This is a genomic window from Psychrobacter sp. DAB_AL43B (genome assembly GCF_900168255.1).
Taxonomy (GTDB): domain Bacteria; phylum Pseudomonadota; class Gammaproteobacteria; order Pseudomonadales; family Moraxellaceae; genus Psychrobacter.
This window is the reverse complement of record NZ_LT799838.1, coordinates 1831918-1845438: the sequence shown is the minus strand read 5'-3', so window position 1 is coordinate 1845438 and position 13521 is coordinate 1831918. Positions and strand designations below refer to the sequence as shown.

Sequence of the window (13521 nt, the reverse complement as noted above, 5' to 3'; positions counted from 1 at the left end):
ATGACTAAAATGACGGGTTCATCAATAAAAAAACCAAAGTTTAGAGTGCGTATAACGCTATTTTGGCGACTGTTTTTGAGTTTGCTATTGATGATTCTTATCACGTCTGTTTTATCCATTTCAGTTGAGCGCTGGCTTAATGAGCGAGAGCTGGCGACACGCATGGATTCTCAAATCGAAAAGCTATTGACTCAGCGTGAACGGTTAGTAACATCCTTGCAAGCAGGTGATTTATCCACCGTTAAGCAGATTTATAACGAAGACCGCAGGCTAATGAGTCAGATAAGAATATATGATGAGCAAGGCGCTATCATATTTCCTAGATATCGTTTTAGAGAAAGTCGGGGAGAGCAACGTCAAGCAATAGACTCACAAACCTCTGTGTCTTCAGAAAATCGTGGCTCTGTGAGTGATGCTTTTGATCATAAAGAATCGGACTATAGTAAATTTAGTAATAAAGCGCGTGCCGATAGAAACCCTTATAGTCGTTACGATTTAAACAGTGATAGCTTAAATAGTGATAAGTCAGGCGATCAACCTTTTAGTCTTAACCATATTTTGCAGCCCAAGCCGTCTCGTAGAGCCATTGCTAATGCCGACAGCCGCCCGGAGTTGGCTGATGTGATGGTGGTGTTACCTGATGAGCAGAAAGTTATCATACAGCTGCGTCCGCACTTATTATTCAAGGATGTGCTGGAGTTGCAGCGCGGTAATTTTACGCTGCGGCTAGGATTAATTATTCTGTTTAGTGTCTTGGTGTGCTTTTGGCTCAGTCGTACTATGACTCAACGCATTCGCCGTGTGCAACATACCGTGCATCGCATGCTGGTTGGGGACTATCAAGTTAACCCTAGTCTATCAAAGCTAGGCACAGATGAGCTGGGGCTACTGGCAAAAGACGTGGCTCAATTGTCCACGCGTTTGGCTGATAGTGAGCTGGCGCGCAAGCAAATGTTAAGTGACATCTCCCATGAACTGCGCTCACCACTAGCACGTCTCGATGTTGCCACTGAATTAACAAGAGATTTTGCCCCCAATGCCAGTCGCTATTTAGACCGCATTGATAAAGAATCTGCCCGTATGAATGAGCTGATTGAACAAATCATTCGTATTCAATCTCTACAAATGCAGCAATACACTATCGCTAATATAGAAAATGAAACAGTAGATATCTGTGACATTATCAGCGAGATTGGAAAAGATGTTTGTTTTGAGTTTCAACATAAAAATGTACATTGGCAATGGCAGCCAAGTAATCCTTTATTGACAGATTCTTGCACAGTGTCGGGCAATCATGAGCAGTTGTATAGCGCCCTTGAAAACGTCATTCGTAATGCTTTTATGCATACGGCAGCCAATTCGACCGTCACAGTTGAAGTATTGCAGATAAAAAATAATGACAATACTGAATCTATTCAAATCAGCATAATAGACGAGGGTGGCGGCGTTGCAAAAGAAGATTTAGAGCGCATATTTCAGCCTTTTGTCCGCCTTGATTCTGCTCGTAATCGCCAAACAGGTGGTTATGGTTTAGGTTTAGCAATTGTTCATGCGGTCGTTATGGCACATAAAGGTCAGCTAAATGCGCATAATCGACAGGATGGCATACAAGGTCTGGTGGTACAAATTGTGCTGCCTGTGGAATAATCTATCTTTGCGATTGATCTCTTCTTTTTAATATAAAACTCCCATTAATTTGTAGTTGATAGTGTTATGAATAGCTTTTTAATGCTAGATAAATAAATGGGTCATAGCAGTATTTTGTCTCTCATTTAATGGTTATAACTTGCGCGGTATTTAATTTATTTAAAAGTAAGAATAACTTAAAAGTTTAATTAGTATTTTATTAATTAATAAAATAATTAGATGTCTCTCGTAATTACTATACCTATTCATTCAACAAACCTTCCGCTGTGTATCGTAAAAGTTAACAGCACTGAATAGGAATTTAGTGGAATACATGCTGATTTCTGCTTAATACATTCATTTTTTGTTATATATTCCGATGAACGGTAGTAAAAAGTAGATAAACGGCATTGATACTCTCACTATATCCGGTATTATGGATATTTAGAGTGTAATAATAAATATACATTATGAAACGTAGCTGTTTCTTATGTATCGATTATAGAAACTTCTATTTCTTTAAGATGAAAATATCTTTTAATGCATGATGAGTAAAACGGTAAACAGTCATAAGTATTTATCAGGAAGTATCACCAGAATTTATATATTCGATTATTGTTATATATACATTCTATTAAATATATATAAATATTCATTTAAAGGTATATTAGCTTGTTGATATTGCTGAATATGTAGAAATATTAATGTTGAAAGACGAAATTTCCTATTTTTTAAATAGTTTTTACGCCTTACCTCAAAAAATTTAACTAATTTTCTTGCGCATAAATTAAGTCAAAGGAGTTGGCTCATGAATACTAAGGTACTACTATTATTTCCTTTAGCTGCACTAGCTTTAAGCTCGATAAGCTGTAGCGCAAATGCTGTAAGGATTATTGATGAAGATAATAGAAAAGCGGTTGGCCATGCAATGTGGCACAAGCAAGCTAAAGTTGATCCGTTAGACTTAATTAACCAGCAAATTCCTAAAGATAGCGTCAGTATATTTTTTATAAGAGCAAATGACTCTGACCCAGAACAGACCAGCGCCAATATTGCAGTTAACGATAGATTTCAAGTCAGTCTGCAGCCGGGAAGTTATACGCAAGTATATTCTTGTGCTGGTATTAACCGTTTAAGTGCAGAAGTAACAGGTAATAAAACAAACAATCTATTGCTAAATACCTCAGATTTTGACCTCTCTCCAAATAGCAATAACTTCTTTTACGTCGATGTTGATGAAAAAGGTAGATCTACTATTCAAAAGCTCACCGAAGACAGCGCCCTTGACCAGCTCAACGGTAAGCTATATCAAGCACATCAAATTACCAGGGTTACTCCTAACTGTCCTGTCATTGTTCGAGCCCCTACGCCAGTAGTTATGATACCAGTGCCTGTTGTAGTACCTGTCTTAAAAGAAAAAGTCAGTATTGAACTTGAAGTGTTATTTGATAATGACAAGTCCAATATCAAACCTGAGTACTACAAGGAAGTGGAAGAGGTTGCTACTTTCATGAGCAAATATAGTAATACAAATGCTGTTATTGAAGGTCATACCGATAGTAATGCCAGCGATAGTTACAATCAGAAGCTGTCTCAACGCCGTGCAGATGCCGTCAAGGATATGATGACGAGTCGCTTTGGTATTTCCCCAGATCGTTTGACTGCAGTGGGATACGGTGAATCACGTCCACGCGCTACCAATGCTACTGCTGAGGGTCGCCAGCTCAACCGCCGTGTCGTTGCGGTCATTGAAGAGCGCAGATAGACCTGAATAATTCTAACTATTTAAGCAATTAAAGCAGCCAAATTTTAGTATTCAATATATGAGGTCAAAGCCATGAAAACAGTCATCGTAAAAACACACGACACCAGCAAAACGATTAGCGAAGTTGTCGTAATCACTAAAGATGGACAGCCTAATGTCATCAAAGCAAGTAAAAATGTTAATTATGAATTTTTTGACGAATCTATCGCTCGTGCTCCCAATCATATCGTCACTAAACGTGTTAATAAAGATTTGCATGTCTCATTTGAGAGTGAGGGAAAAGAGTCTGACCTCATAATCGAAGGTTTTTATGATAACGACAGTCAGGCTTTGATAGGTATCTCTGAAGATGGTAGCTACTATCACTATATTCCAGATACTGGGCAAGTCTATGATTATGTCACCCAGCTAGAAGCAGGCGCTGTTGAAGGGCAAGCACTAGGTGGAGATGAGATGGCGGCACCGTGGTGGATCGCGGCGGTGGCTGGATTTCCTTGGTGGTTAGGCTTAGGTCTGATTCCATTGGCATTTATTAAAGATGACGATGATCCAGATCCTGTAGTGCCTCCAGTTATCACAAACCCTCCTGTAGCTAATGACGATACAGGCAGAGGCTCAGTTGGTGATTCAGTAACTATTAACGTGCTCGCTAACGATACCGACCCTCAAGACGATATTGACCCAACAACCGTACAACTCATTGACCCTGCCACCAATAAACCAACTGACGGCTCAGTCGTCGTAGCAGGCGAAGGTGAATGGAGCGTTAACCCAGTTAACGGAGCAGTAACATTTACACCAATAAGTACTTTCACTGGTGATCCAACGCCTATAGATTATGTGGTCTCTGACAAAACGGGTAAAACATCAGATCCTGCGACTATTACGATAGACTCTCAGCTTAATCCATTTATCACTATTCCTGATGGTGTAGCGCTTGAATTTAATCCCCAAGATGCTGGTAACCCGACCGGTGAGGGTGATTTGACGGTATTTGAAGGCGACGGACCAAAACCAGGTACCTTTAATGTCGTGGCAGAAGCGGGCGTCGCTACCATAACAGTTGATGGACAAAACATTATTAATGCCAGCATTGAAGAGCCTGTGACGATTACAACGTCTAAAGGTGTGTTGTATATCATCGGTTTTGAGGCGGCAACGGGTAATGTTTTTTACGCCTATGATCCAAACGTTTTAGATCACGAGACAAACGCGCCTATTATAGATAGCTTCGCATTGGTGGTGACTGACCTTAACGGAAAAACTGGTATTAATACTTTAGAAATAGCCATTACGGATAGTATACCGCTTGCCACAAATGATACTAACGAGGTGACTGAAGATGGCGTTGCAACAGTTATTGGCGACTTAAATATCAATGATGGTTATGGTGCCGATGGTGAAGGTGTAATTGCAGTCACACCCGTGACGGATGTGGCTACTACATACGGTAAAATCACCATTAATACAGATGGTACTTATAGTTATACATTAGATAATACTAATGTGGATGTGAATAAGTTAGATGATAGTGAAGCTCTCACTGACACCTACACCTATACCATCACTGATGGGGATGGGGATACGACAACAGCTACTTTGACGATTACGATTAGTGGTCGTACGGATGGCGATCCAGTGATCGACATCCCAGATGAAGGTCCAGTAGATCCAACACCCGTTGATCCAACAGATCCTAACAGCCCAGTAAACGAAGGTAACCCAACCGGTGCAGGCGACAAAACTGTCTATGAAGGCGATGGTCCAGTTGATGGCACATTTACCGTTACCACGGATCCTGCTGACCCCAACACTACCGTCACTGAGATTAGTGTTGGTGGTACGGTTATACCTGTCGTCAATGGCAGCATCGCAGAGACCATCATCACCACAGCACAAGGCGGCACCTTAGTCATTGAAAGCTATGATCCAGCTTCCGGTGAAGTGGCTTATACCTATGACCCAATCGTCCAAGATCACACCACAGATGCGCCCGTCATGGACAACATCGAAGTGATCGTTACAGACAGCAATGGCAACACCAGTAACGACAGCCTAGACATTGCCATTACCGATGGCTTGCCAGTGGCTAAAGCTGACATGCGTACAGTGACCGAAGATGACACTGGTATTGTCGGTAACGTGATGGGTAATGACACCATAAACGTTGATGCACCAGTAAACGTGGTTGCAGTTGGTACTGGCTCGACAATTAATGAGAGCTCAACAGCGGGTGTGGGCGTGAATATCGTCGGTAGCTATGGTGTGCTTACCATTGATGCTCTGGGTAATTATACCTACACACCGAATGCAGCGGCCCAAGCGTTAAATGCGGGTCAAATTGGTACCGACGTCTTTAGCTATGTGATTAAAGACAATGATGGTGATACCTCAGCGACCACCGTGACCATGACGGTGACGGGTGTGAGTGAAGGTGGACCAACGGTTGTCGTGGTTGATACCAATGGTCAAGCTGATGGTGATAATAGTGTGGTTGAAAACGCCACCCTTACTGGTCAAACGTTCACCGTTACAGCCCCTGATGGCCTAGTCAAAGTGAGCATTGCTGGTACTGAGGTTACAGCGGCCCAAATGGCTGATCTAACGACTAGTCCAGTGACTATCACTACCACTGAGGGTGTATTGACCTTAACTGGTTATGATGCGGCAACAGGTTTGGTGACTTACAACTACGATCCAACAGGAGACAGTAAAAACCATAGCGCTGGTGATAACAGTGTGATGGACAGCATCAGTATTGTGGTAACCGATACGGCAAATGTGGCAGCGGCCGGTACACTTGATATCTTAATCACAGATACGGTGCCAGTGGCTAAAGCTGACATGCGTACAGTGACCGAAGATGACACTGGTATTGTCGGTAACGTGATGGGTAATGACACCATAAACGTTGATGCACCAGTAAACGTGGTTGCAGTTGGTACTGGCTCGACAATTAATGAGAGCTCAACAGCGGGTGTGGGCGTGAATATCGTCGGTAGCTATGGTGTGCTTACCATTGATGCTCTGGGTAATTATACCTACACACCGAATGCAGCGGCCCAAGCGTTAAATGCGGGTCAAATTGGTACCGACGTCTTTAGCTATGTGATTAAAGACAATGATGGTGATACCTCAGCGACCACCGTGACCATGACGGTGACGGGTGTGAGTGAAGGTGGACCAACGGTTGTCGTGGTTGATACCAATGGTCAAGCTGATGGTGATAATAGTGTGGTTGAAAACGCCACCCTTACTGGTCAAACGTTCACCGTTACAGCCCCTGATGGCCTAGTCAAAGTGAGCATTGCTGGTACTGAGGTTACAGCGGCCCAAATGGCTGATCTAACGACTAGTCCAGTGACTATCACTACCACTGAGGGTGTATTGACCTTAACTGGTTATGATGCGGCAACAGGTTTGGTGACTTACAACTACGATCCAACAGGAGACAGTAAAAACCATAGCGCTGGTGATAACAGTGTGATGGACAGCATCAGTATTGTGGTAACCGATACGGCAAATGTGGCAGCGGCCGGTACACTTGATATCTTAATCACAGATACGGTGCCAGTGGCTAAAGCTGACATGCGTACAGTGACCGAAGATGACACTGGTATTGTCGGTAACGTGATGGGTAATGACACCATAAACGTTGATGCACCAGTAAACGTGGTTGCAGTTGGTACTGGCTCGACAATTAATGAGAGCTCAACAGCGGGTGTGGGCGTGAATATCGTCGGTAGCTATGGTGTGCTTACCATTGATGCTCTGGGTAATTATACCTACACACCGAATGCAGCGGCCCAAGCGTTAAATGCGGGTCAAATTGGTACCGACGTCTTTAGCTATGTGATTAAAGACAATGATGGTGATACCTCAGCGACCACCGTGACCATGACGGTGACGGGTGTGAGTGAAGGTGGACCAACGGTTGTCGTGGTTGATACCAATGGTCAAGCTGATGGTGATAATAGTGTGGTTGAAAACGCCACCCTTACTGGTCAAACGTTCACCGTTACAGCCCCTGATGGCCTAGTCAAAGTGAGCATTGCTGGTACTGAGGTTACAGCGGCCCAAATGGCTGATCTAACGACTAGTCCAGTGACTATCACTACCACTGAGGGTGTATTGACCTTAACTGGTTATGATGCGGCAACAGGTTTGGTGACTTACAACTACGATCCAACAGGAGACAGTAAAAACCATAGCGCTGGTGATAACAGTGTGATGGACAGCATCAGTATTGTGGTAACCGATACGGCAAATGTGGCAGCGGCCGGTACACTTGATATCTTAATCACAGATACGGTGCCAGTGGCTAAAGCTGACATGCGTACAGTGACCGAAGATGACACTGGTATTGTCGGTAACGTGATGGGTAATGACACCATAAACGTTGATGCACCAGTAAACGTGGTTGCAGTTGGTACTGGCTCGACAATTAATGAGAGCTCAACAGCGGGTGTGGGCGTGAATATCGTCGGTAGCTATGGTGTGCTTACCATTGATGCTCTGGGTAATTATACCTACACACCGAATGCAGCGGCCCAAGCGTTAAATGCGGGTCAAATTGGTACCGACGTCTTTAGCTATGTGATTAAAGACAATGATGGTGATACCTCAGCGACCACCGTGACCATGACGGTGACGGGTGTGAGTGAAGGTGGACCAACGGTTGTCGTGGTTGATACCAATGGTCAAGCTGATGGTGATAATAGTGTGGTTGAAAACGCCACCCTTACTGGTCAAACGTTCACCGTTACAGCCCCTGATGGCCTAGTCAAAGTGAGCATTGCTGGTACTGAGGTTACAGCGGCCCAAATGGCTGATCTAACGACTAGTCCAGTGACTATCACTACCACTGAGGGTGTATTGACCTTAACTGGTTATGATGCGGCAACAGGTTTGGTGACTTACAACTACGATCCAACAGGAGACAGTAAAAACCATAGCGCTGGTGATAACAGTGTGATGGACAGCATCAGTATTGTGGTAACCGATACGGCAAATGTGGCAGCGGCCGGTACACTTGATATCTTAATCACAGATACGGTGCCAGTGGCTAAAGCTGACATGCGTACAGTGACCGAAGATGACACTGGTATTGTCGGTAACGTGATGGGTAATGACACCATAAACGTTGATGCACCAGTAAACGTGGTTGCAGTTGGTACTGGCTCGACAATTAATGAGAGCTCAACAGCGGGTGTGGGCGTGAATATCGTCGGTAGCTATGGTGTGCTTACCATTGATGCTCTGGGTAATTATACCTACACACCGAATGCAGCGGCCCAAGCGTTAAATGCGGGTCAAATTGGTACCGACGTCTTTAGCTATGTGATTAAAGACAATGATGGTGATACCTCAGCGACCACCGTGACCATGACGGTGACGGGTGTGAGTGAAGGTGGACCAACGGTTGTCGTGGTTGATACCAATGGTCAAGCTGATGGTGATAATAGTGTGGTTGAAAACGCCACCCTTACTGGTCAAACGTTCACCGTTACAGCCCCTGATGGCCTAGTCAAAGTGAGCATTGCTGGTACTGAGGTTACAGCGGCCCAAATGGCTGATCTAACGACTAGTCCAGTGACTATCACTACCACTGAGGGTGTATTGACCTTAACTGGTTATGATGCGGCAACAGGTTTGGTGACTTACAACTACGATCCAACAGGAGACAGTAAAAACCATAGCGCTGGTGATAACAGTGTGATGGACAGCATCAGTATTGTGGTAACCGATACGGCAAATGTGGCAGCGGCCGGTACACTTGATATCTTAATCACAGATACGGTGCCAGTGGCTAAAGCTGACATGCGTACAGTGACCGAAGATGACACTGGTATTGTCGGTAACGTGATGGGTAATGACACCATAAACGTTGATGCACCAGTAAACGTGGTTGCAGTTGGTACTGGCTCGACAATTAATGAGAGCTCAACAGCGGGTGTGGGCGTGAATATCGTCGGTAGCTATGGTGTGCTTACCATTGATGCTCTGGGTAATTATACCTACACACCGAATGCAGCGGCCCAAGCGTTAAATGCGGGTCAAATTGGTACCGACGTCTTTAGCTATGTGATTAAAGACAATGATGGTGATACCTCAGCGACCACCGTGACCATGACGGTGACGGGTGTGAGTGAAGGTGGACCAACGGTTGTCGTGGTTGATACCAATGGTCAAGCTGATGGTGATAATAGTGTGGTTGAAAACGCCACCCTTACTGGTCAAACGTTCACCGTTACAGCCCCTGATGGCCTAGTCAAAGTGAGCATTGCTGGTACTGAGGTTACAGCGGCCCAAATGGCTGATCTAACGACTAGTCCAGTGACTATCACTACCACTGAGGGTGTATTGACCTTAACTGGTTATGATGCGGCAACAGGTTTGGTGACTTACAACTACGATCCAACAGGAGACAGTAAAAACCATAGCGCTGGTGATAACAGTGTGATGGACAGCATCAGTATTGTGGTAACCGATACGGCAAATGTGGCAGCGGCCGGTACACTTGATATCTTAATCACAGATACGGTGCCAGTGGCTAAAGCTGACATGCGTACAGTGACCGAAGATGACACTGGTATTGTCGGTAACGTGATGGGTAATGACACCATAAACGTTGATGCACCAGTAAACGTGGTTGCAGTTGGTACTGGCTCGACAATTAATGAGAGCTCAACAGCGGGTGTGGGCGTGAATATCGTCGGTAGCTATGGTGTGCTTACCATTGATGCTCTGGGTAATTATACCTACACACCGAATGCAGCGGCCCAAGCGTTAAATGCGGGTCAAATTGGTACCGACGTCTTTAGCTATGTGATTAAAGACAATGATGGTGATACCTCAGCGACCACCGTGACCATGACGGTGACGGGTGCTAACGACGCTCCTGTTGTTAAAGCTATAAGCCCAGTTGTAGTTTCAGAAGAAGGACTAGTTAAAGGAATCAAGGATACTAACGGAAATAGTGATACTACTGACTCTATAACAGCAACTGGAATAATCAAATTTACTGATGTAGATAGCTCTGCATTTACTATCCAACTATCTGGTCCAACTGGCATAACTGTGCAAGGTAAACCTGTTACTTGGACATGGGATAATTCGACTGATACTTTAACTTGTAGTGGCATAATAAATTAGGACAGCACGTAAGAGGTTTATACTAACCCAAAGAGGAAAATAGTATGACCAACAAACGCAATCAATATACCCGAGAATTTAAATTAGAAGCCATCAGCTTAGTTGTTGATCACAACCGCACCATACCTGATGTGGCCGATTCCTTAGGGATAGGTAAATCCACCTTGCAGAAATGGCTGAGTCAATACCGTCAAGAAATGAGTGGCCAAGCACCTAAAGTCGGCAACGCTTTAACGGATGAACAGCGAGAACTTCAAGAATTGCGCAAACAAGTTAAGCGGCTGACTATGGAGCGTGACATTCTAAAAAAGGCTTCTGCTCTGCTGGCATTGGACAGTCTGAACGGCTATCGTTGATAAGAAATCTGGCAGAGCAAGATAAACAGGTGAGTAAAAGCCTTTTGTTCAAGCTGTTTGGCGTGATGAAAAGCAATTACTACTATGGCATGCAGCCCAAGCCCATCAGTCTTGAAACCGTCAAGCACAAGGCATTAATTCGTCAAATATTTAACGACTCAAAGCAATCAGCAGGCGCTCGCAGCATTGCCGCCATACTAATGAATGAACACGGCATCAAGCTGACCCGCTATATAGCAGGTAAATTCATGGCGCAGATGGGGCTTAAAAGCTGTCAGTTAAAGATGCATAAATACAAGCACGCTGACGAGGCGCATAAAACGCATCACAATATCTTAAATAGAAATTTCAGTCAAACAGCACCCAATCAAGTCTGGACGGGCGATGTCACATATATTCGTATCAAAGGCGGCTGGTGCTATTTAGCTGTTGTTTTAGATTTATATGCCCGTCGTATTGTTGGCTTTGCCGTGTCAGATTCGCCTGACAGTATGCTGACAACCAAAGCGCTGCAGATGGCATATCAGACGCGCTTACAGCCAATTGGAGTGCTGTTTCACTCTGATCAGGGAACCCATTACACCAGTAAGAAGTTTGCTGAATCCGTGGCGAGTTGTGAAGGTATGACACAGAGTATGAGTCGTCGTGGTAATTGTTGGGACAACGCGCCTACTGAACGCTTCTTTAGAAGTTTTAAGACTGAATGGATGCCAAAGGGCGGTTATGAGAATATTACTGAAGCTAAGATCGCCATCAGTAATTATATCTGGGGCTATTATCAAACCGTGAGACCGCATACTTTCAACGATTATTTAACACCGCTAGAAAAAGAGAAACGATACTTTAATAAAAACCTCTTATCAGGTGTCCTAAATTAGTTGACCACTACAACTGGTACTGTTGATTTAGGTGCAGGTGACATCCCAGTGATGACTATTGAAGTTGGTGCTATTACAGGGAATTCCACAACTGGCTTTAGCGCAACATATGAGACTACCTTGCTGCATGCAATCGATCATCCTTTGAATAATATGGAAGATCAATTGGCTGTCAACTTTGGTGTTACTATTAATGATGGTCAACTCGACTCTTTAACTACTCAGTTTTCAGTAATCGTTGAAGATGATCGACCAACCTTGGCAGAAGGCACTGTCAGTGTGCCAGTTGAACCAGTGAATTCTAATGTCATGATTGTGTTAGATACATCAGGCAGTATGAACGACTCATCAGGTGTAGCAAAACCAGGTGGTGGAACCTATACTCGGCTTCAAGTTGCCAAACAGGCGATTAATAAATTGCTTGATGGCTATGATGATCTTGGCGATGTTAAAGTGCAGCTCATTACATTTGCAGGAACAGCTGACCGGAATCCTGGTCCAATTGATAACAGATGGCTGACAGTATCCGAGGCCAAATCTATTGTTGGCGGGCTGAGCGCAAATGGTAGTACCGACTATGATGCTGCTTTAGCATCCGCAAAACTAGGTTTTTCGGAAACTGGAAAACTTGGTAATGCAACGAACTATTCTTATTTTCTGACAGATGGTGAACCTAATCAGGGAGGCGGTATTACAGGTAGTGAGATAGCTGATTGGACTAATTGGCTAGATACACAGTCTATTAAATCGTATGCATTGGGACTAGGAACAAATGTAAATATTAGCAAGATTGACCCTATAGCATATAACGGTATAACCCAAGTGGATGATAACGCTCTAGCAAAAATAGTAAGTAACTTAAATCAACTTGATAGTATTTTACAAGGCACATTACCACCAGCAATATCTAAAAACTTGATGAAAGGCGATTTAAGCACATCAGATTCAGGTTATGGCGCTGATGGTGGTGCCCTCTATGATATTACTATTGATCAGACTGTCTACCAGTACGATAGAATTAATAATGATATGCTTGTTAATAACGTACCTGTTGATATTGCTACGTATGACCCAGCGACATTTGAATTTACTGTCGAGACAGCGTTAAATGGTGTTTTAACGGTAAATGTAATCACGGGAGACTATACGTATCAAGCGGCCTCTACACCAGCATCTTATCAAGAGGTAATCGCATTTACTGTCCAAGATAATGATGGTGATCTCGTATCTTCAAGTCAAACCTTAGATGTGTATCCTAAAGGAGACGGTATCACGCTACTAGGAACCGAAAATGCCGATACTTTAATAGGACGTGCACTGGCTGATGATGTCATCAGCGGTGCTGGTGGTGACGATATCATCCAAGGTCGATCTGGAAATGATACCCTAACCGGTGGCACAGGTAACGACCTCTTCGTTTGGAGAGCGGATGATAAAGGTAGCGTAGCAAATCCTGATTTTGATATCATTACAGACCTTACCAGTGGCGATAAAATTGTTCTAAGAGATCTATTGGTTGGTGAAACTATCGGTAACTTAGATAGTATGAAAGAGTTTGTTAATTGGGATAGTGTTACTGGCATACTTCATATCAGCTCCAACGGAGGTTATACAGATGGTGTATACGATGGCAGTAAAACAGACCTTAATATACAATTAGATAGCTATACTTCAAGTAATGTAGATGATTTGATTAATAACTACATTATCTAGTCGTCTAACTTAACCCGTCATTAAAAAA

6 protein-coding genes are annotated in these 13521 nt (G+C 43.7%); all 6 read left to right on the top strand.

Going from position 1 to position 13521, the window contains the following annotated elements; genetic code table 11:
- The 6 genes from DABAL43B_RS07990 (at position 1) to DABAL43B_RS07965 (ending at position 13493) form a co-directional block, all read left to right on the top strand.
- Positions 1–1647 carry a sensor histidine kinase gene (locus tag DABAL43B_RS07990; protein WP_145952523.1) on the top strand — a complete coding sequence of 549 codons (1647 nt, stop codon included), beginning with the start codon at positions 1–3 and terminating at the stop codon, positions 1645–1647.
- Between the two features lie 787 nt (positions 1648–2434).
- A complete protein-coding gene (locus DABAL43B_RS07985; RefSeq protein WP_079691868.1) occupies positions 2435–3391 on the top strand; it encodes an OmpA family protein in 957 nt (318 codons plus the stop codon).
- A gap of 72 nt (positions 3392–3463) precedes the next feature.
- Entirely contained in the window at positions 3464–10546 is a 7083-nt protein-coding gene (locus tag DABAL43B_RS07980) for a VCBS domain-containing protein (RefSeq protein ID WP_079691867.1), read from the top strand.
- A 44-nt stretch (positions 10547–10590) separates the two neighbouring features.
- The gene (locus DABAL43B_RS07975; RefSeq protein WP_079690625.1) at positions 10591–10902 is read left to right on the top strand and encodes a transposase; all 312 of its coding nucleotides are present in this window, start codon (positions 10591–10593) and stop codon (positions 10900–10902) included.
- Positions 10899–11780, top strand: coding sequence for an IS3 family transposase (locus DABAL43B_RS07970; protein ID WP_171996307.1), 882 nt, complete (start codon positions 10899–10901; stop codon positions 11778–11780). The genes DABAL43B_RS07975 and DABAL43B_RS07970 overlap by 4 nt, the downstream gene beginning before the upstream one ends.
- Complete coding sequence (locus DABAL43B_RS07965) at positions 11781–13493, top strand: VWA domain-containing protein (RefSeq protein WP_079691866.1); 1713 nt, start codon at positions 11781–11783, stop codon at positions 13491–13493.
- Positions 13494–13521: the final 28 nt, after the last annotated feature.